Below are 21,987 nucleotides of genomic sequence, written 5' to 3' on the forward strand. Positions count from 1 at the left end.
AACCACTAACAACTGTCATCTCACAAGTATTAAGCTAAGAACAGGAAGTAAGCGAGAAAAGAAACCATGATCCTACCTGGAGCAACTGTTAGAGTCAAAAATCCCAACGATACTTATTATCGCTACGAAGGTCTGGTACAACGAGTCACTGATGGCAAAGTAGCCGTTATATTTGAAGGTGGTAACTGGGACAAGATAATTACCTTTCGTCTATCGGAACTGGAATTAGTAGAAATCACCGCCGGTAAGAAAAAAGGAAAATAATTTAGGACAAAGTCAATAGTCAATAGTCAAAAACTCTGGACTGTTGACTGTTGGCTGTTGACTGTTGACTCTTAAATATTATGCGCCTCCCTCTACCACAGTTTGATAAAAGCGATCGCCAACCTAGCCACATTGCTGAGGTAGTGGAAACTGCTACCACTGAATTTTTGGCACAGTGTCTGGAACCAGAAGACTTGACCTTTCCATCAATGCCACCGTTTGGTAGTTGGGTGTGTGCCGTGGATGAAGAATCAGGTAATCAGGTCTATGCAGTGGTATATCATGCTACAACTATGCCTGTAGATTCCGTCCACAGAGCCGTGGCCATGGGGATGTCACTGCAAGACTTACGCGAGGAACAACCCCAGATATTTGCTATGCTGAAGACTGAATTTAAAGCGGCGATCGTGGGATTCGCTCAGTCATCGCCTGTACCCAACACTAATGGTAGAGTGTATCAGTATCTACCACCACGTCCACCGCAAATTCATCAGGCTGTACATCGGTGCGAGTCAGAAGTTATAGTTAGATTTACCGAAGAATTAGAATTTCTGCGGACTTTGCTATCTATCAATGGCGCACCAGTGGAATCATTAACCGCCGCAGTTATTCGGGATATCTACCAATTACGAAAAGCTGATCGAGACTGGCTCATCAAAGCCGGGCGGAATTTAAGTATATTGCTAAAAGACGACTACGATCGCCTACGGTTCATTCTCAGCCAAATACACCCATAGGTAGTTAGTTTAAACATCTTACCTAAGTAATTTAGATTAAGGCTTTTTTATTTTTTACAGGGTAGCTTTCATAGTTATGTATGATTGATCGGACGATTACCTCAGGGTAATCCCCGCCTTCCCGTCGCCCTTTCACATTCCACTTATGGAACCCTCATCACTAGTTCTTGCTCTAGAACAAACTTCTGAAGTTCTTGGCAAAGAACCAATTGTTCCTTTCGCAATTTTACTGGTAGTCCTCTTAGTTGTACCCATCCTCTTTGAAAGGCTAAGATTACCAGGAATAGTGGGTTTAGTCCTCTCTGGATTAGTCTTAGGTCCATCGGGGTGGAACCTATTCCATACAAAATCACCGATGATTAGCCTGCTATCAGATATTGGCTTAGTTTATTTGATGTTTGTCGCAGGTCTAGAGGTAGATTTAGAATTGTGGCGGCGGCGGCAAAGACGTGCTTTAGGGTTTGGCTGCGTTAGTTTTACTATACCGTTGTTGATTGGCACTTTAGTAGGAAGATTTTTTCACTTTGGTTGGAATACTTCCGTATTAATCGGCTCACTTTTAACTTCTTATAGTCTGTTAGCTTATCCTATTATCAACCGATTAGGTGTCATCAGTAACCAAGCAGTCACAATTACAATTGGGGCTACAGTTTTTACAGATATTAGCGCACTTATAGTATTAGCTATTTGCATTCCAGCTTTTCAAATGGGAATGTCAAATATTTACCAGATACTCTCCCTCTTAGGTTGGTTAATTATTTACTCGATCGTGATTTTAGTGGGATTTGATTGGGCTGGGAGAGAATTTTTTCGGCGTTCGGGAGACGATGAAGGTAACAAATTTTTATTTGTCTTACTCACCGTATTTCTAGCAGTTGTAGTAGCTCAACTGATTGGGATAGAAAAAATTCTGGGAGCTTTTTTAGCAGGTTTAGCAGTAAATGAGGCTGTTGGTGAGGGGCCTGTTAAAGAAAAAATAGTTTTTGTTGGTAGTGTCTTATTTATTCCGATTTTTTTTATTAACCTCGGCTTGCTGATTGACTTGCCTGGTTTAGTTAATAGTCTGTTTACTCTCCAGTTAACCAGTTTGATTGTTATCAGCTTGGTTGCTAGCAAATTTATCGCCGCTTGGTTAGCTAAGGTGTTTTATGGCTACAGTTGGCAGGAAATGTTGACTATGTGGTCGCTATCTATTCCCCAGGTTGGTACAACATTAGCTGCTACCTTCGTAGGGTATCACACAGGTTTACTTTCATCGGCAGTTTTAACTAGTGTTGTGATCTTAATGTTAATCACTGCAACCTTAGGCCCATTGATTACTAGTCGCACCGCCAGAGCTTTAACTACCGTATCAATTACAGAATCGGTGGATGCAAATCTGCCTGAGCCACAGGTAATAGAAACCCAAAATGGTAACTTTACTATCGTTGTACCGATTTATAATCCCCATACTCAACAATATTTGGTGGAAATGGCAGCATTGCTAGCACATCAAGCTCAAGGGCGAATCATACCATTAACGATCGCCACAGCTGCGGCTCATATGGATGCACCCCAACTAGAATCAACATTGCAAAGAAGTGAGCGATTATTAGCCAAAGCCACCAGCCAAAGTCAAGCCTTGGGTGTAGCAGCCTCGCCATTACTCCGCATTGACGATGCTTCTGCGCCGGGAATTAGTAGAGCAGCGCGTGAGCAAAAAGCCAATTTAATTGTTATGGGTTGGGGTAAACGGACTGGTTTAAGAGCGCGGTTATTTGGCAATGTCATTGATAATGTTTTGTGGTCGTCCCATTGTCCAGTGGCGGTAACACGTCTTGTAGAATCACCCAAGAAAATTCAACGTATCCTAGTACCGGTGGAAAACTTAATCACACCAACATTACAGCCTGTACAATTTGCCCAGATGTTAGCAGAAGCCAATCAAGCCCAAGTGACAGTGTTGAATGTGTGCGATCGCCGCACAAGTTCCAGTAAAATTGCTTCTAGGCGATCGCAACTTGCTTTATTAGTATCTAAATTAGCTTTGCCCAACTCACCCGAAGTGCAAATTATTGCTCATGAAAATGCTGCTCAAGCCATTTTGCAAGCAGCGCGATTATATGACCTAGTAGTTTTACCCTTTATCCGTAACCGAACAAGTCCTGGAGGATTAGCTCTCAGCGATGTCACCACTCAGTTAGCCAGTCAACTCACCTGCTCCATCGTCATGTTAGGAGAACCGCAACGCCTGCAAACAGGTAATATCACCTCTGTAGCTCCTAACACTACGACAGCAGTATAAACACCCCTACACCCTTACACCCCCATACCCTTAATTCCTGACAACGTACTCTAACAAGACTTTATTTTGTTGAAGATTTGATGAATTATTGATCAAAAGACACAAATACTTCATGATGTTTGTTATTTTGCTAAGTGAATTAACAAAAATCTAAAGAAAATGTAAACACCCCAAGCAAAAATCTGGAATGAGTATTGTTCCTGCTGTATTGTCATATTTGGGCTAGATGGTTTAGAACCAATATCAAAAGCTACTAACAATATCTATTAAGTAACTGGGAAAATATGAGAATTTTGGTGACTGGCGGTGCAGGATTTATTGGTTCTCATCTTATTGATCGGCTGATACCTCAAGGCCATGAAGTTATTTGTTTAGATAACTTCTACACCGGCGACAAACGCAATATCCATAAATGGGCGAACCATCCCAATTTTGAACTTATCCGCCATGATATAACCGAACCAATTAGGTTAGAAGTCGATCAGATTTATCATTTAGCTTGTCCAGCTTCCCCAGTACACTATCAGTACAACCCAGTCAAAACCGTTAAAACTAACGTGATGGGTACACTAAATATGTTAGGGTTAGCCAAACGTGTCAAGGCGAGATTTTTCCTAGCGTCCACTAGTGAAGTATACGGTGACCCTGAGATCCATCCCCAAACAGAGGAGTACCGAGGTAATGTTAACCCTATCGGTATCCGTTCTTGCTACGACGAAGGCAAAAGAATTGCGGAAACCCTGGCATTTGATTATTACAGACAAAATAAAGTTGATATTCGAGTTGTCCGTATATTCAACACCTACGGCCCCAGGATGTTAGAAAACGACGGGCGGGTGGTGAGTAATTTTATAGTTCAAGCTTTACGAGGCACACCTTTAACGGTGTACGGTGATGGCTCACAAACTCGGAGTTTTTGCTATGTCTCAGACCTGGTGGAAGGCTTTATCCGCTTGATGAATAGCGATTACGTCGGGCCAGTCAATTTAGGAAATCCTGGTGAATACACCATTCTAGAATTAGCGCAAGCTGTGCAAAATTTGATCAATCCAGATGCACAGATCAAGTTTGAACCATTGCCTGCTGATGATCCACGTCGTCGCCAACCAGATATTACAAAAGCCAGAACCTTGCTCAATTGGGAACCAACCATTCCTCTAGAAGAAGGGTTAAAGCTGACGATAGAAGATTTCCGCGATCGCATCAAGAGTGCCGTCTAGGATACAGGCTACTTAGGAGCCTGGGGTACTGTTCTCAAATGCTAGCTAACTTTATTTGAGCAGGTATTTCGGCAACAGTACAGCATGAAAAAGTGTAAATGTCATCTTGACAAATCTTTGTTTTAAAAGTAACCCCCTAGTGAGGAGTTCAACAAAATGCGTGTTTGTGTAATTGGTACTGGTTATGTTGGCTTGGTAACAGGAGCTTGCTTGGCTCACATCGGACATGATGTGATTTGCATAGATAACAACGAAGAAAAAGTCAAGATCATGAAGGCCGGGCAATCACCAATTTTTGAGCCTGGACTTTCAGAAATTATGCAGTCGGCGATCCAATCCGGCAAGATTCAATTTTCTACCGATTTGGCAGCAGGTGTAGCCCACGGAGAAATCTTATTTATTGCTGTTGGTACTCCACCATTACCCACCGGTGAAAGCGACACCCGCTATGTAGAAGCTGTAGCCCGTGGTATCGGTGCTAACCTCAACGGTGGTTATAAAGTAATTGTTAATAAATCTACAGTACCCATCGGTTCCGGCGACTGGGTAAGAATGATCGTTCTGGATGGGATTGCAGAACGTCAAAAAACCCTCGTAACCGCAGGTGGTAGTGTTGAGGATAAATTACCCGAATTACCTCAGTTTGATGTAGTTAGTAACCCAGAATTCTTGCGAGAAGGTTCAGCAGTATACGACACATTTAACCCAGACCGCATTGTTTTGGGAGGTAATAGCTCCAGAGCGATCGCGGCAATGCAAGAATTATACGCCCCAATTGTCGAGCGCAAATTTGCAGAAAACCAATCTTTACCACCAGTACCCATTCTGGCTACAGACCTCAGTTCCGCAGAAATGATTAAATATGCGGCGAACGCTTTCTTAGCCACTAAGATTAGTTTTATTAACGAAGTAGCTAATATTTGCGATCGTGTCGGTGCAGATGTTACCCAAGTTGCCAAAGGTATCGGTTTAGACTCCCGTATTGGTAACAAATTCTTACAAGCTGGTATTGGTTGGGGTGGTTCCTGTTTCCCCAAAGACGTAGCTGCACTGATTCACACCGCCGACGACTACGGTTATGAAGCCCAGCTATTAAAATCTGCTGTTAGCGTCAACGAGCGTCAACGCTTGATTGCTTTAGAAAAACTGCAACAAGTCCTGAAAATCCTCAAAGGCAAAACTGTTGGGTTACTCGGTTTAACCTTTAAGCCCGACACCGACGACTTACGTGATGCACCAGCATTGAACTTAATTGAGCAACTGAACCGCTTAGGCGCTAAAGTTAAAGCCTACGACCCCATAGTGTCCCAAACAGGTATGCGTCATGGTCTTTCTGGCGTATTAGTAGAAACCGATGCTGAACGTTTGGCTGATGGCTGTGATGCGTTGGTACTTGTGACAGAATGGCAGCAATTTAGCGGTCTTGACTACGCCAAAATGGCCAAACTAATGAATAACCCCGTCGTTATTGACGGTCGTAACTTCCTTGACCCTGAGACTCTGGTACGGGCTGGATTCCAGTACGTAGGCGTTGGCAGATAGGTAAGTATCTTATTTGCACAAGAAGTTTGAGTGATTAAATAACTCTCAATACCGCTTAGTATTTCTAGGCGGTATTTAATTTTGCGACTAATCTTGTGCAATAGCCCCCACAACGCCATTGAGCGCAGATAAATAATCAGATGGGTTAAGCAGAATTAACATTCCTCGCATCCCACCAGAAACCGTTATTTTCTCAAACAGGGTTGCTGTCTCGTCAACATAAGTGGGATAGCTTTTTTTGCTAGCTAAAGCTGTGACACCACCACGAATATAACCTGTTAGCGGCTGCACTTCCTTCAGTGGAACCGTTTCAATTTTGCGATTTCCAGAAATCCGAGCTAAGGCTTTTAAATCTAAATGAGCATTTCCAGGTAAGACAGCAAAACAGATACCTGTTTGGTCACCCCTGACTACTAGGGTTTTAAAAACTTGTTCTGGAGGAAGTCCAACTTTTTGGGCTGTACTTTCAGCCGCCAAATCATCAGGATCTACCTCATAGTTGAGAATTTCATAGGTAATGCCTAGTTTATCCAGTAGTCGAGCCGCATTAGTTTTCATTCTATCAATAGTCGCTATCAGCCACACAAATACCTTTACATTTAATACCGTTCGTAGCAGTGCGCTGACAATGAGGACAGAGAACTTTTTCGTCCTCTGTTTCTTGATTGGTATTTATATTACCGCTTGCCTGTAATTTATCTTTTTCCATGTGAAATTTTACATCATTCCGGGCTGCGAATAAATTAACCAACGATTGCATTAATTTTACCTTTGAGCCAGTAGGTTTGCATATCACCCTTACCTTTGATTGCAGTTACCCCCCTGTCCTCGAACAAAAAGCTGTCTTTGAGAAGTTCGTGGGATGCAGCACTAACATGGATGCGATTGGGGGTTCCGTGGGATTCCATTCGACTGGCAATATTGACGGTATCTCCCCACAGGTCGTAAATGAATTTCTTGATGCCAATGACTCCCGCAACCACCGGTCCACTATTAATACCGATGCGAATTTTAAATTGTTCGCCGGTATCAAGATTAAATTGAGCGATCGCATCTAGTATATCCAAACCCATATGCGCGATCGCAATTGCATGGTCAGGACGGGGATTGGGTAATCCTCCAACCACCATATAGGCATCACCAATGGTTTTGATTTTTTCTAAGTTGTAAGATTCTGCCAGTAAATCAAACCGGGAAAAGATTTGATTGAGTAAATCAACTAACCGTTGGGGAGGTATGCGACCCGATAAATCGGTAAACCCGACAATATCTGCAAACATTACAGTTGCATCGCTAAAACCATCCGCAATCATCATTTGGGAAGTCTGGGGACTCGGTTGAGATTGTTTGAGTCTTTCGGCAATAGCTTGGGGTAAAATATTCAACAAAAGTTTCTCTGATTGGGCTTGTTCGACGGCTAATCTTTTGGCTGTCATTTGGGTTTCTTGTAACGCAGTTGTCAACTTTGTGACACTGTCCTGTATTTTTTGCACCGCCGGTCGAAATATTAATATTCCTTCCAAAAATAAAACGAATAGCGTAATTGCCAGTAAAGTATATTCCACTTGCTTGAGGCGATTTACACCAGCAATTGTTTCTTTGGTAAACCAATCACCAATTTCTTCCAATCCTTGCATTAAGACTCTTTCTTCGGCTAATAACTGAGCAAGAGTCGGTTTTTCAGAGACATTAACCCGTCTTATTAGTAGGGGATTCGTATTATTTGGCACTCCACCTTCTAGGAGAAATCTGCCTGCTGCTTCACGAAAACCCTTGCCCGAAGGTTGAATTTTTCCTAACTTCTTGCCTAAGATAGTCTTTTGAGATTGGGAAAAACTGGGAATATCTTGAGTTGCGATCGCAAGTTTTTCTCCTGATTCTTGCCAATCTTCGATTAGTTGTCGCAGCTGCTGTAAATTTGGTTGAGAATTGTTTCTATTTGGCTCTAATCCCAGAAATGCCACAAATTTGACGACTTCTTGGCAAATGGTTCGCCTTTTTTCAATTAAACTGACAACTTCTAAATTTTTCTCTTGCTGCGATAGCATCCCTTGAATAATTACTTGTCCTGTAATCGATAAACACGCCAACAAACTTAGCGATACAGTATAAAAAACCGTCAAATGGCGAGTGGAGTTTGAAGACGAGGGCTGTTTCTCCATAGTTAAAAATTACTAGAAAAATTAAGCATTTGTGCTTTTATGATTCCCCGTTAGTCCGAACAACCACCAAAAGACCCAAGCATAAAGTCCTATTTTGATAAGAGACCATTTATAAAGTAAATATTTAGAGGGCTAGACGACCTGACTTTTCCCGTTAAGTCTGTTTTGCAAGCTGCCAACCCTCACAAAAGTGTGCAATTTTAACCAACCTTGCCACAGTACCTGGATACCAATTGGTGTTCGGCTTCGATGTTTTAGGTAGCCGCCAAGACGAGCTATCGCTTCGACAGCCTTTATCTATATCTGATGAAATATCACCCAAGAAGTAACTCGCCGAAAGTATTGCTATACGAAGATTACAGCCTTAGTGTACAATTTTCTCGTTTCGGCACGGTGATGCCAGTGAAAGCGATAGCCGACAAGCATTTTCAAAGAAGAAACGTAAGCGAACGCTCTTTCTCACAGTTCGCACGATTACTGAGATACAAAGACTGTAAAAAAATGGTCAATTTCTAGCTATAATTTTTAACTTATTATAATAAATAAAATCTTTAATTTAGGGATTTTGTGCATTTTTAAATTTTTATTTTAGGGATAAAACTTGGTATTTCCAAATTTTGAAATTTTTCATAAATTAATAAATTACATTCTTACAAGAACATTATCATTAAGAAATGGCATAGAGCCGAGATAACTGGCTCTATGCCATAGTCATATTCAGTGCAAATGAGTTAAATTGAACAAATTAACTGAACTACCTAGTTAAACTGATTTACTAGTTTCATCTCAACAATAAACAATTTTTAACTCTACATATTTATTGTTAGAGTCCAATTTCACCTACTACCGTTTCTTTATCAGGATTTCCTTGAATATACTTCAACACAATCTTTACACCCAATCCATTTTGGCGAAAGGCAATCTGATAATGGTCTGGGTTGAGGTCTTTATTGTTGTCTTTGATAAAACTAAAAAAGTTTACCAAACTGAAGTTTGTATTCATCTGTTTTCTCTCATGACATGGATAAAGTAAGTAGAAGATTATAGATAATCTAGCTATAAATTTATAGATATAAAAAATATAACTAGGAACTAAACTCTCAACTTAACTAAATTGAGTAATGAGTTGATTTCGTTTATCTTTCTTCTGATTATTTATAAGTGTCGCCGAAATTAGCTTATGCAGTTGGAATAATTGATCTGTCCTGAAAATAAATAATGTAAAAATATATACATACTTTTACGACGGTAAATAAGAGCCAATGATTTTGTTCTCCGCCCATTATGAATGCACTTAATTTATTACCGCAGAGTAAAAAGATACACACGACTATAGGCGCTCACGATTAAAACTTGTGAGTTTACTAAGTGTATCTTTTTAGCAACTGCATAAGCTCACAATACAGGTCTCTATTTAGTTACAGAAATAATATCTTACATATCTAAGGAGAGAGAATGCTTAACTCAATTTACTCCAGAGAAGTTTATGATATCTTCAATCAGGCTAAATGTAATGCTCTGAACAAAGCCACGAAAAGTGTCCAAGTTGGCGATGAGGTGAAAGAAATTCCTTCGCCTTTTCCATCACCAGCCGATTGGCGCGATCTATGGATTTACTTTATTATGACAGACCGCTTTAATAATCCATCTGCGCCACCTACAATGTCTTGGAATGCTTTTGATGGTAATGATTTTTTAGGTAAAAAAGCTTTGGGTTTTCAAGGTGGTACTTTTGAAGGTATCCGTCAACAATTAGGATACTTAGAAAAATTAGGAGTAGGAGCGATTTGGATCACTCCTCCTTTCAAAAATTGCCAGTATGAACCTACATACCACGGCTATGGAATTCAAGATTTTTTACAAATTGATCCACGATTTGCTAGTAACAAAGATAATCCAGAAGCAGAATTACAAGCACTAATTGATGAGGCTCATGCACGCGGTATTTATGTGATTTTTGATATTGTACTTAACCATACAGGTAACGTTTTCAGTTATTTTATTGAGGGCAAAAATGTCAAATCAACTGAGACCGACAGAGATCTGCCACTACTCCCATATGATATTAAATGGCATAATAAAACAGGCGAGCCACAGTGGATAAATGCACCAGATGATCAAGATCCTGACCTTCATCCTAATGCAGCAGTATGGCCTAGAGAACTTTGTAAAAATGAGTATTTTCGCAGGAGAGGCACTCGAAAAGGTGATACTGGGGAAGGCGGAGATTTTACTGATTTGCGAGAGCTATTGACTGAGAAAGAAGAAGTACGTAATATCTTAATTCGGATTCATCAATATTTAATTGCCAAGTTTGATATTGACGGATTTCGGATTGATACTTTGCGATTTATTGAGCCAGAGTTCGCCAGAATTTTTGGTAATTCCATGCATGAATTTGCTTTAAGCATTGGTAAGAAAAATTTCTTTAGCTTTGGTGAGGTATGGGCTGACGAAGACAAGACAGAGAAGAAAATTAGCCAATTTATTGGTCGTAAAGCGACGGAACCAGGTGATTTATTAGGTATTGATGCAGCACTTGATTTCCCCTTATTCTTCAAACTCCGTTATGTGTTGAAAGGATTACAACCAATAAAAGAACTAGCTGAGGTCTATGAAAAGCGTAAGGAAAGTCTGCGCGGTATTATCAGTTCTCATGGTGAAGTTAGCAAATTTCTGGTGACATTCCTTGATAATCATGATTGGAAGAGACGCTTTTACTACAGTAACCCAGCAAATCCTCAAAAGTTTGATGACCAACTAACTTTAGGGATTACCTGTTTGTTTGCCTTACAAGGGATACCCTGCATATACTACGGCACAGAACAGGGACTCAATGGTTATCTTACCGAAAATCGCGATTTTGGGGATCTTGTAGTTCGTGAAGCTTTATGGGGTAAACCAGGCGGCGGCTTTAAGCAAGACCACCCGTTCTATAAAACAATTGCAAAGTTATCAGAATACCGCAATAGCCATCCGGCACTGCGTTATGGAAGGCAGTATTTTCGTCCTATATCTGGCGATCGCATTAATTATGCCATTTCTCCCTACCCGTCTGGTGTCCTGGCGTTCTCTCGCATCTTGAATGAGACAGAAGTGGTTGTGGTAGCAAATACGAACACAGAATTTACTCAGTCTGTTTATGTAATAGTTGATGACAATCTCCATTCTGAAAACCCTACTTTCAAGATTTTATTTAGCAATAAATCTAGGGATAACAGTATTCAACCGGAAAAAGTTGAAGAACATCACGGTGTCAATATCACCGAAGTTAATGGTCACAAGAATTATGGGCCAGTACGAGTGATGAAAGTAACTCTCCAACCGATGGAAGTACAAATTTTAGTGAAATAGGAATAACATATTTGAGACTCTCAATTCGTGAAAGTCTCAAATATGTTACTTCATCATTGTTGGGCGATGGGGCGTATCCCGTCGCATAAACTTTTTTCATCAGGGTTCACATTGGGATTATTTTGCAAATAATCTCGCGCCCAATCACAACCACGCACTAGTAATTGATCTAAATCATCTAGATATAAATGCCAAACCACGATATCATACCTGCTACCAGTGGCTAGAGTCTTACCATCAAGACTAAACCGCAAACTCCAAACTGCATCTTTATAGCCTCGCAGGGTACGCAGTTCTTGACCGTTAATGTTCCAGATTTTTACAGTATTATCACCACTGGCAGTGGCAATGAGTTTACCATCTGGGCTGAAGGTAACATTATGAACTACATTTTTATGTCCTCGCAGAGTTCGCAATTCTTTGCCATCAAGATTCCAGATTTTTACAGTATTATCCCAACTAGCACTAGCAATCAGCTTACCATCTGGGCTGAAGGTGACGCTGTTAATACCACTTGTATGTCCCGTTAAAGTCTTCTGTAATCGACCATCAATACTCCAGATTTTCACTGTTTTGTCCCAACCAGCCGTAGCAATTAATTTACCATCTGGGCTGAACACTGCGCTATTAACTACACTACTCTGACGTGGGAGAGTTTTAAGCAATTCACCGTCTCGATTCCAGAGTTTGACAGTTTTGTCTTCACTAGCCGTAGCAATTAACTGACCATCCGGGCTGAAATTGACACTCCAAACTGTATCTTTGTGTCCTGTAAGAGTTTTCTGTAATGTACCATCTAAGATTCCAGAGTTTGGCGGTTTTATCCCAACTCGTCGTAGCAATGTACTTACCATCTGGGCTAAAACTCAGCTTATTTACCCTGCCTTGATGCCCGTTGAAGGTTCGCAGTTCTTGAAGTTTATCCCCTACAATACTCCAGAGTTTGGCGGTTTTATCCCAACTAGCCGTAGCAATGTACTTACCATTTGGGCTAAATACTAGGTCGAAGACCTCATCTTCATGACCCCGAACAATAATGCTGTTAGGACTGTTGAGTTTCCAGATTTTAGCCGTTTTGTCATTACCAGCTGTAGCGATGGATGTGCCATCAGGACTAAACGCGACGCTATTAACTGCATCAGTGTGTCCGTAGAGGGTTTCTAGTTCTTGACCTTTGCTGTTCCAAAGTTTGACAGTTCTGTCACCACTAGCTGTAGCAATCAGTTTGCCGTCGGGACTGAATGTCACACTGTTCACCCCATTTTGATGACCTCTGAGGGTTTGCAGTTCTTTTCCGTCTAAACTCCAAAGTTTGACAGTTCTGTCACCACTGGCTGTAGCAATTTGTTTACCATCTGGGCTAAAGCTGACGCTCCAAATCATATCTTGATGTCCTCTAAAAGTTCGCAATTCCTTGCCATCAAGATTCCAGAGTTTCATGGTGTTGTCCCAACCGACAGTGGCAATTAGCTGACCGTCTGGGCTAAAGGTGATGCTGTTGACCTTATCTTTATGTCCTTCCAGGGTGTGCAGGAGTTTACCTTCTCGACTCCAGAGTTTAACTGTGTTGTCCCAACTAGCCGTAGCAAGTAGCTGACTATCAGGACTAAAGGCGACTTCCAAAACTGCTTCTTTATGTCCGTCAAGAGTGTGGAGGCGTTTACCTTCTCGACTCCAAATTTTTGCCGTGTTGTCCCAACTGCCGGTAGCCATCAGTGTACCATCGGGGCTGAAGGCAACGCTATTAAAACCCTCTCCTTTCTCTTCTCGCAGTACGACTAACTGTTTTTTACCGTCAAGACTCCAAATTTTGACTGTTTTATCTCTGCTGGCGGTGGCAATAAATTTACTATCAGGGCTAAAACTCACACTCTCTAGCATTCCATCATGTTCTGCTAAACGATTTTTCTCTCTGACGAAGTTGATGGACTGTTGTAGAGTCTCGGTAATTTGAGTGCGAGTGTTAGCATCAATTCCATCAGTGCCTTTGATGCGCCTACCAGCTCTAATACTGGCAATTAACCCATCAAACTCTAGATTTGCATTAAGGAAGCTTTCGGCTGATGAGCTGATTGCTTTAGTTTCGCTCATCCGTGCCTTTTGTCCTTGCAACCAAGCAACCCCAGCCAGACCAAGGGCTAAGATTAAGCCTGTGACTAGGGATGAAATCCCGATTTTACGTATGCGCTGCTGCTGTTTGACCTCAAGTTCTCTCAGTTCCCCACTCTTATTAATGAACCTGATTTCATTTGTATTGAGTTCTTGTGCGCGTTGTAACTGCCATTCTTGGGCATCTATCAAGGCCTTACCTCGTAATAGCACCCCTTGATCATGTCCGCTATTTTCCCATAGGCGAATTGCTAACCGTAATTGTTCGCGCCAGCGTAGAAAATCACCATCCACAATTAGCCACTGTTCCAGTCGTCCCCAGCTTCTAATTAAGGCTTCATGGACGATTTCTACTGTTTCTTCTGCCGTGGACTCATTACGGTTGGTCACTACTAGACGTGAAGAAGCTAAACGTGTGACTAAATCCCAGTTTTCTAGCCTGACTTCCTCACGAGTTGTCAACCGTCGGGTAGCTTCTGTGTCATCTCCTAAACGTACCAATTGGATAAATATTTGTTGCGCCCTTTGCCTATCTGCTTCGGTTAGCTGGGCATATACAGCCTCAGCATGGTTAGCCAAGGCTTCTTCTACACCACCAATTTCTTGATAAGCTTGATGAGTTAAGAGCCTATTTTGCTGTTTTGACCATAATTGGGTAAGGGCAAACTCAAGTAAAGGTAAATGTCCTGGCTGTTGGTCTATCTCGTCGATTAATTGATTGGTTAATCCTGCTTCTAGTCCTATCTGCATTTTTTTAGCAGGTTCTTCTATCACCCGACGCAATTCCTTCATATTCATGGGGCCAAGGTTCTGCACTGCTCCTTGCAAGGCATCACTAAAGGGACGGTAAGAAAGAGCATAGCTGTAAAAGTCAGCCCGCAGGGTTAAAACGATGGTGAAGGCGGGAGTGAAACTATAAGCATTGAGTAATAAATCTAAAAAAGGCTGACGTTGTGGTTCTGGACAAAGGGTGTAAAGTTCCTCAAACTGATCTGCTATGAGTAGTAAACGAGTGCCAAATTTTTGCTGCACAACCTTTTCTAGGATGGTGTGTAGTAATTGATGGTTTTGTTGTAATGCGATCGCTAAATCTAATTCTAGTAAGCGAGTAGTGGTACTATCTTCTGGCAACTCTAGGATGTTTTCTAGGGAAAAAGAGGGACAACACTGTCGTAAACTCACTAATGCAGTCGCCAAAGCTTCAAAGGGATTTTTCCCTGGACGAAAAGAAATGATTTGCCATTGCACATTCGGGTCTTGTCGTAACTGGGGAGTCAACCCAGCAAACACTAAACTAGACTTACCACTGCCACTAGCCCCCACTACAGCCACAAACCGCTTTCTTTTCACCGCCTTGACTAAATCAGCCGTGAATTCTTCTCTGCCAAAAAATAAGTGTGCATCTTCTTCTCGGAAAGCAAATAAACCACGATATGGACAAGGGGGTATGCCGCCCAATTGCAACCAAGTTGGTGGTTCTACAGATGGGTTTTGAAAAATTACGGGCAACCAAGAAGCACAGGGAAAGTCATCTTCTAATCCTTGTAACTGTCTGCGTGCCTGTTGTACTGCTAAATATAAAGTTTGACGCTTGATAGCGAAAGCTTCCAGAAAATTTTGGAAAAACTGCTGGGCGACACAATTTGGCACTGGTTCTCGCATGATAATCACTTGGGGAATATGCAGTTTTCCCAAAGCATTCGCCAATCCCAGTCCATCACAGGAGTTGAAAATAGCTAACTTTAAACCTCTATCAATGGCTGCGGTGAGAGCTTCCTCTAATTCTCCAATTGTCAGGCTATTGTTTGTGGGATTGTCATTGATATAAATTATGCCTGTGTCACCTTTGCTTTGACTATGACCTGCAAAAAATAAGATGTCCCAACCTAAAGAGTCCCAAAGCTGTTTGTTAAATTCTTGACGCGAGGGCTGATTTAGCTGCACAACTTCGGCAATATTCTCTAATTCTTTCAGAAAAGTGGCTTCTCTTTGCAAGTCAATACCTTGGCTATTGCCCAAAATAGCTAAAATTCTGACTTTGTTTCTGTTGCATAGGGATTGTGTCGCATCTCTTCGTTGATACTCTGTCCGGGAAAGTCCTAGTTCTGCTTGAGGATAATCTCGAAAAAAGTCCCAGCAATGCCAGGGTAGCCGCCGTAAACTGTCATCGTTGGTTTCTAGAATGACTCGAATTTCTTCATTGCGGTTAAGTTGCGATCGCAATTGTCTTTCAATTTCTAGAAACTCTACTGACTTAAGCCAAGTATTAATATTATCTCGTAGCTGTTTACATAATTCATCAAAATCGAGTAGAGACACGTTTGTTATCGCGCCTAATTCTATTTCCAGTTGGTCATCTTCCTCTAACAATGCAGAACGCATTGGTTGACGAGTACATAAAGCTTGATAATTGGTACGCCAATGTCTATAGAGTTCTAGTAAATTTGGTGCAGCTGGTAAGCTACCAAGAAACTGCTCTGGCGCATGATGACTTGCTGACCAAAGTTGAGTCGTCACGCTGGGAAATCCAGTATACAAATCACCATTACCCAAATTTATGACAATTGTCTTGCTCATGATGATTATATAGATTGAGTAAAGCCATTTTTATATACAACCTGAATTTATAGCTTTTTGTATATTTTTGCTAGATATCTTTGCAAAAATGATACTTTTCTCCTATGAATATTTATAGGTTTTTTATCTTTAAAGAAATAATATTTTACTTGTTACAAAATATTGTAATTTATTCGTCAGTGCTAAAGTCTTGATTCTATTCAGGTAACTTCTTGTTGGCGCAGCCTCTGGCAAAAGAACCTACTGGCGTGTCAAAGCTAAAGTAGTGCAAAAATATAGGGGTAGGTTGAGTTGAAGCTTTGCGTAGGCGAAGCCTTCCCGCAGGGTAACCCAACACCACGATCAAAGTTGGGTTTCCTAATGTCAACCCAACCTACAATTTTTTGCAACATTTTAGCCTTGCCACGCTACTAGAAAAAATGATTGACAGTGATGTAATCATTTATGTGTACACCGTAGACAAAAACAAAAGAAAATTAACATTCTCAATACAAAGAAAATAATTATTTTTTTGCTGCTTGTGACAGTGCTAATACTTTATAATTCCAAGCGTTAATGAATATTAAATTATTAATTTAATTATTTGAATTCTGCAAGATAATATTAATTTTTCCTATAATTCAAAATTTTCTTTAATAGTAATATTGTCTAAGCTGACCTCAATACTAAACTGTTTTCCTATTTCTCCCTGAAAAGGATTCAGTTGAATATAACTATCTTGACTTCTAGATATAACTTCACACAGCGATTTTCCTGCCTTTGATAGTAAAGTTAGCTTGAGATTAGGCTGTAAAAACTTTGTTTCTCCGCTTGGATGCAACTGGATTAATACACGTAATTTTTCTTCAGCCTCTTCTTTAATATTGACCAACATGACAACAGGATAGTTGCCAAGTTGCATTTCTAAGTTAATAATTTTACCCCGCTTGATGCTCTCAGCATTATTTCTGATATTTAAAGCTAAATTAATATCTGGATTAATCAATGCAGCAATTGACTGCCATTCATCGAGAAAAATCCCCCGTAACCATTGGCTCAATTTAGTTTTATTTTGAGGCAACAATTGTATTAAATTATCTTCGTTGTTGACTGTCGTTAACACAGGTAAAGGAATGGTATGAGCATCTAAAAAACGGCAGTAAAATAAAATGTGATTTGGTTCTGGATCAAATTCTGCTAGTGGTAGTTGATAACAACCATTCCTTGGTTGTAAATTCATCTTATCTCTATAACTAACTAGTTGGTCGTAACGTAAAATACCTCGAAGAACTAATTCTGCTTGCTCTTCTAATACTTCAACTACAACATATAAATGAGCTATCGCTTCTGGCTTAATAATAGTATCTTCAGGTATATTTACTAATTCATCTAGTAGATGTTCCGTAACGATTAAACAAAATTTAAATTCACCTAATTGGATATGAGTAAAATTATCAATAATTTGATTGTTTTGTTTAATAAGTTGTTCTGGTAGGTTTTCTTTGAGCCATTTAGCAAATCCTAATGATGCCAGTACATTTAAATATGTTTGCCACTGTTTGAATTCACCAACTACCTGCTGACTAAGTTTTCTTGCTGAGTCAAAACATTCTGGTTCTAACCAAATTGATTCTGATAACAATAATCTCAATTTATTGTTTTTTTCATGGTTCTTAATCATTATTTTTATCCTTGATTTCAATTAAATTCAAATATCCATGTAAAATCCAGCAGTCTTTACGCATGAAATACAAAATTATCAGAGTAAATACATGAGGTCGTGATTGAGCCTTATCGAAGTACAGAATTTGTCAGAAAATGTATTTGTTAAGTCCTCAATTTTGTGCATCATTTAATCATAAACTGCTGTGATTTTGGCTAAATAGCAATTAGTTGGTTTTCCAAGTAATTCTGAAGTTTTTGAGCATATACACTATTAAACGAACGGTTTCTGCCGGCTCTAATTTCTTCTCCTGCTTCTATAAAAACTTCTACATCAACAAAATTTTCTATTTGTTCAGCCAAGGTTTTCAGATATTCGGGTTCAGGAGGAATTGAGGTTAAACCTTTGGTATGAGCTTTTTGTAACATAGTATCGAGTAGTTTCTGTACCGTTAATATACGTACTTTACTCAAAAGTTCACCAGGGTTTAATATTCGTCGTGTTTGATCCCAACTTGTCATATCCAAAAGAAGTTGAACTTCCTTTAAAGACTTACAATCACAGTAATATAGTTGTAACCCAGGAAGATATTTTTGCGCTAGCGGAGCGTAACTTTTACTGTTTTGTAACTTGGCAATTGTCTGACTAATTTCTTGGGCGATCGCCTCAGACAAAATCAATTGTAATTGTTGATGTAGAAATTCAATAATTTCTTGTTGTTCTAAATGTGATTCATCGTAAGAAACCGTGGGTAAGTCTTTTCTGGGTTTATATATGCCAGTATCATGATCTGGAACTTCTAGAGGTTCTCGATAACTCCAAATATCATATTGTCGCAGTTGACTTGCTACTTGTTTGAGTTCTCGTTTCAACTCATCTGTAGTTTTGATGATGATGTTATGTTCTTGCAAGCAAGCCAGCATTTCCTGCAACTGTGAAATCGTGGGGTCTGGACATTTTCCCACTTCCATCTGTTTTCTTTCACGTCTATCTCGTCGGTAGACTGCATGAAATACCGTTATTAGTTGGCGCGATCGCTTGACTAAAAGTTCTAGTTGTTTGGCTCTAACTCGGTTTAATAATGACCAATCACTATGATGTTGAAAACCAAATTCTGCTAAAAACTTTCTTAGTTCTGGATTTTGCTTAGTTTGCAAGTAAGTCCAATTATCTAGACTCATACTTGATTGAGACCCATGCTTAAATTTGCGTAAGACTTCCACCGTAAACAATTTATAAGTTGTTGTGTGAGGAACGCCATGCTCATCTAAGACTAATTGATTTTTGCGATCGCTATCCAAAATCACTAACCTGTTGCCATCATCATCTAGCACACAACTTAATAAATCTTGATAGCTGAAAGATTTTTCACCACTGAAGAGACTATCAATTTTTTGACAGGCTTTCAGAATCGGGTAGGAAACATAGCACCGTAGACACAAACCAGCAAGGCCACGATTGAGCAAATCCTTTTCAGCCAGATGATTGGCATAAAAATTACCTAGCAGGGTAGATTGGATGTCATCATTTTGGAAATCATGAACTTGTTGCTGAAAAAAATCCCGTGCTTGAGACAGATCAGACTGTTTGTATCCTACTTGTTGATTAGCAAGATTAATACGCCAAATTGTCCAGTACCTTGATATTGATGCAGCATTCATATTTATTTACTGCTTTGCCTCACATTAGCTGAGATGTTAAGTCACATACTTGCATTAAATAACTAAATGTCAGCATTTTGAACATATGCAGCTAAATCGCAGTTATTTGGCTAGTTATTTTTGTTACGGAGGGTTTATTCGGCGGATTTATTGCTGCTGGGTTGAGCTAGATCGGGTGCGCCAGCTATATCTATTCCTGCTAATCCCATTCCCGCCGACCATTTCACGGGGTCAGCATCTTTAGGTAAAAAGAGAACCGCGATCCCAATCGCTCCACCAATAGCGGCTAAAAGCTTGGATCAAATTAGCTTGCATAGTTTTTGACAATATGAATTTTTGGCTCAGTCATAAATACAAACAAGATGTTTCAGCTTATGCAGTGTCATATAACGTTTCTCATTTTAGTCAGGTACATCTGGTTGATGTCAGAGGTTAGAGATTAGTAATGAGTCAAGGTAACTTTGCAGCTTTAATAGCATTCATCACTCTAGCTGCCACTTTCTTTTCGCTTGCAGAGTATATAGCACACAACTGAGAATCGCTATAAAACAACCTCTCAGAAAAATACTGCATAAGCTGATTTTGATAACACCTATGAAATCAGTGAAAAGTTAATCAACTGATACCATGCAATCCATTAACATTACAAGACTTTCTGTCCTCAAGCCAGAGTATGACAACCTGTGGAATAGCTGTCAGATTAGACCTGAGTGGCTAGAACGTACTAAAAAAGTTGTCTTGAACATTCAAGCGAAACGCGATCGCTATGAAAGCGTAGGCACACAAACTAACATTCCTTGGTATTTTATCGGCTGTATCCATAACATGGAAGCATCTTTAAACTTTAACAGTCATCTTCATAATGGTGATTCGCTTAAAGCTAGGACTCATCGTGTTCCAAAAGATAGGCCATTAAATCCCCCTAAAAATGGTTGGGATATTGGCTATTCCTGGGAAGAAAGTGCAGCAGATGCACTGATTATGAAAGATTTCCATAAAGCTCAAGATTGGAGTATTCCTGCTCAGTTATGGCGGCTCGAACTTTACAATGGTTTTGGTTATAGGCTGCATCATCCAGATGTGCTAACGCCTTATCTTTGGAGTGGTACGCATCACTACACCAAAGGTAAATATGTTGCCGATAATAAGTGGAGTTCTGATGCTATTTCTGAGCAAGTGGGAGCAGCCGCTATCTTAAAACTATTGTTACCTGAAATTAAATAACTATCCTATAGCTTTAGTTTAAATCTTTAAAGATACCAGGACTTTTTGTCCTGGTATTTTTTGATTAACTAGTTACAAGTGCATAAGTCATTTAACAAGACAACTATTAAAAAATAACAGCCATTACAAAATATTGTTTGGCGATATCAAGGAAATTCAACTAGAGGATTACATCCATGCAATTAGCAGAAATAATAGGTACACAAGAAAGTATTAGTTTAGAGAATTTAGAAAATAACTCTGGACTAGCAAAAGAAGTGCAAAAACAATTAATTGACTTAGGTTTATTAGATCCACCTGCTGATGGTAAATTTGGACGTTTTTCTACTCAGGCACTTAAGGATTTCCAATCACTCATGAAAATAGAAGAGGCGGTTCTAGGTAAATCAACTATCCAAGCTTTAATGGAAGTTAAAGAAGTTATTCCTTTTCAGTTGAGTAATAATTTAGCTAGCAGAATTATTAAGTATATGCAAAGTAAAGATTACTTTGTTGCCAGAGGTAAACAGAGATACAACATTGTGTATATTGAAGGTGCTAACGCTGATGGTGTACCCAATGCTGATAAATTCAATGAATGGAACGATCGCCGGATTGTGATTGAAATCGCTACGGGAACTCCGCAAATTGTAGGTAACTGGCTAGCTACCACAGAACCAGGATATTATTACACAGTCGTCGAGATCAAGAATCCCCAAGGTGCAGCGAGAATTGCGTTTGGGCAATATCAATCTTGGCAAGTAGGAACACATGGGAACTCTGATCCGCATGAAGCACTGGTTCAAACTGGTGTAGTTAAAGTACATCGCGATCGCAATAAAGATGGATTTCGGACTGGAGATCCTGAAGATACTGGTCGTTTCGGAATTAATCAACATTGGGGTTATGACAATAAATTCGTTGATAAAGCCAGCGCTGGTTGTTTGGTAGGACAATCTCGTCAGGAACATAAAGAATTTATGCAGACCATTAAACAAGACCGTCGCTACCAGTTGAATAACAAATATACTTTCATGTCAACCATTATTCCTGGTGATGATTTAGCCAAAACTGTCCCTGCTTGAAATTAACTTGCAGAACCAATTGGCCGTGGCATGGTAAGGGATAAATGAGCAACTGATGCTGTTGACGAATTCAAAAAACGCTCGTTTTTGGGGAAGTCAATTCAGTGTGTTTTGTCCATTTATGCTAAAAAAACCAAGTTACTACTT

The 21,987-nt window shown here is 40.0% G+C and carries 16 protein-coding genes and 1 pseudogene; 8 read left to right on the plus strand and 9 right to left on the minus strand.

From position 1 onward, the window contains the following. The first annotated feature begins 66 nt into the window (after nt 1-66). From ACN222_RS03235 to ACN222_RS03255, 5 genes are all read left to right on the plus strand, one after another. Entirely contained in the window at nt 67-264 is a 198-nt protein-coding gene (locus ACN222_RS03235; RefSeq protein WP_010994830.1) for an NAD(P)H dehydrogenase subunit NdhS, read from the plus strand. Between the two features lie 80 nt (nt 265-344). After that, on the plus strand, nt 345-1,001 hold the full coding sequence (locus ACN222_RS03240) for an ATP synthase (RefSeq protein WP_044520694.1): 657 nt from the start codon (nt 345-347) through the stop codon (nt 999-1,001). A 145-nt stretch (nt 1,002-1,146) separates the two neighbouring features. Continuing rightward, nucleotides 1,147-3,285, plus strand: a complete 2,139-nt coding sequence (locus tag ACN222_RS03245) for a cation:proton antiporter (RefSeq protein WP_010994832.1) — start codon at nt 1,147-1,149, stop codon at nt 3,283-3,285. Between the two features lie 284 nt (nt 3,286-3,569). Continuing rightward, nucleotides 3,570-4,505 carry a UDP-glucuronic acid decarboxylase family protein gene (locus ACN222_RS03250; RefSeq protein ID WP_010994833.1) on the plus strand — a complete coding sequence of 312 codons (936 nt, stop codon included), beginning with the start codon at nt 3,570-3,572 and terminating at the stop codon, nt 4,503-4,505. A gap of 156 nt (nt 4,506-4,661) precedes the next feature. Beyond that, nucleotides 4,662-6,047 carry a UDP-glucose dehydrogenase family protein gene (locus ACN222_RS03255; protein ID WP_010994834.1) on the plus strand — a complete coding sequence of 462 codons (1,386 nt, stop codon included), beginning with the start codon at nt 4,662-4,664 and terminating at the stop codon, nt 6,045-6,047. A gap of 87 nt (nt 6,048-6,134) precedes the next feature. Here the strand turns inward: ACN222_RS03255 and ybaK are convergent, their stop codons facing one another. The 5 genes and pseudogenes from ybaK to ACN222_RS03280 form a co-directional block, all read right to left on the minus strand. Continuing rightward, the gene (gene ybaK / locus ACN222_RS03260; protein ID WP_010994835.1) at nt 6,135-6,605 is read right to left on the minus strand and encodes a Cys-tRNA(Pro) deacylase; all 471 of its coding nucleotides are present in this window, start codon (nt 6,603-6,605) and stop codon (nt 6,135-6,137) included. Between the two features lie 4 nt (nt 6,606-6,609). Next, nucleotides 6,610-6,807: a hypothetical protein gene (locus ACN222_RS03265; protein WP_044520696.1), complete on the minus strand. Its 198-nt coding sequence runs from the start codon at nt 6,805-6,807 to the stop codon at nt 6,610-6,612. After that, complete coding sequence (locus ACN222_RS03270; RefSeq protein WP_010994837.1) at nt 6,791-8,209, minus strand: adenylate/guanylate cyclase domain-containing protein; 1,419 nt, start codon at nt 8,207-8,209, stop codon at nt 6,791-6,793. The genes ACN222_RS03265 and ACN222_RS03270 overlap by 17 nt, the downstream gene beginning before the upstream one ends. A gap of 154 nt (nt 8,210-8,363) precedes the next feature. Next, nucleotides 8,364-8,500: pseudogene (locus ACN222_RS03275) on the minus strand (IS4 family transposase); the annotation flags it as partial. A 532-nt stretch (nt 8,501-9,032) separates the two neighbouring features. Further along, a complete protein-coding gene (locus ACN222_RS03280; protein WP_010994838.1) occupies nt 9,033-9,212 on the minus strand; it encodes a hypothetical protein in 180 nt (59 codons plus the stop codon). 452 nt (nt 9,213-9,664) lie between these two features. Between ACN222_RS03280 and ACN222_RS03285 the strand changes: the two genes are divergently transcribed. Further along, nucleotides 9,665-11,563, plus strand: coding sequence for an alpha-amylase family glycosyl hydrolase (locus tag ACN222_RS03285; protein WP_010994839.1), 1,899 nt, complete (start codon nt 9,665-9,667; stop codon nt 11,561-11,563). Nucleotides 11,564-11,616: 53 nt separating this feature from the next. Here the strand turns inward: ACN222_RS03285 and ACN222_RS03290 are convergent, their stop codons facing one another. The 4 genes from ACN222_RS03290 to ACN222_RS03305 all read right to left on the minus strand — a co-directional run bounded on the left by ACN222_RS03290 (nt 11,617) and on the right by ACN222_RS03305 (nt 19,552). After that, on the minus strand, nt 11,617-12,387 hold the full coding sequence (locus tag ACN222_RS03290) for a WD40 repeat domain-containing protein (protein ID WP_419756906.1): 771 nt from the start codon (nt 12,385-12,387) through the stop codon (nt 11,617-11,619). Further along, nucleotides 12,269-16,249 carry an eIF2A-related protein gene (locus ACN222_RS03295; RefSeq protein WP_419756886.1) on the minus strand — a complete coding sequence of 1,327 codons (3,981 nt, stop codon included), beginning with the start codon at nt 16,247-16,249 and terminating at the stop codon, nt 12,269-12,271. Before ACN222_RS03295 ends, ACN222_RS03290 begins: the two co-directional genes overlap by 119 nt. Nucleotides 16,250-16,862: 613 nt before the next feature. Beyond that, on the minus strand, nt 16,863-17,930 hold the full coding sequence (locus tag ACN222_RS03300) for a DUF1822 family protein (RefSeq protein ID WP_231865508.1): 1,068 nt from the start codon (nt 17,928-17,930) through the stop codon (nt 16,863-16,865). A 176-nt stretch (nt 17,931-18,106) separates the two neighbouring features. Then, on the minus strand, nt 18,107-19,552 hold the full coding sequence (locus ACN222_RS03305; protein WP_010994843.1) for a hypothetical protein: 1,446 nt from the start codon (nt 19,550-19,552) through the stop codon (nt 18,107-18,109). 627 nt (nt 19,553-20,179) lie between these two features. Here ACN222_RS03305 and ACN222_RS03310 point away from each other — a divergent pair. Next, nucleotides 20,180-20,776: a hypothetical protein gene (locus ACN222_RS03310; RefSeq protein ID WP_010994844.1), complete on the plus strand. Its 597-nt coding sequence runs from the start codon at nt 20,180-20,182 to the stop codon at nt 20,774-20,776. Nucleotides 20,777-20,952: 176 nt separating this feature from the next. After that, nucleotides 20,953-21,840 (plus strand): peptidoglycan-binding domain-containing protein, encoded by an 888-nt coding sequence (locus ACN222_RS03315; RefSeq protein ID WP_010994845.1) that lies wholly within the window; start codon nt 20,953-20,955, stop codon nt 21,838-21,840. Nucleotides 21,841-21,987: the final 147 nt, after the last annotated feature.

This window comes from Anabaena sp. FACHB-595 (genome assembly GCF_048568275.1).
In the GTDB taxonomy this organism is placed as follows: Bacteria; Cyanobacteriota; Cyanobacteriia; order Cyanobacteriales; family Nostocaceae; genus Trichormus.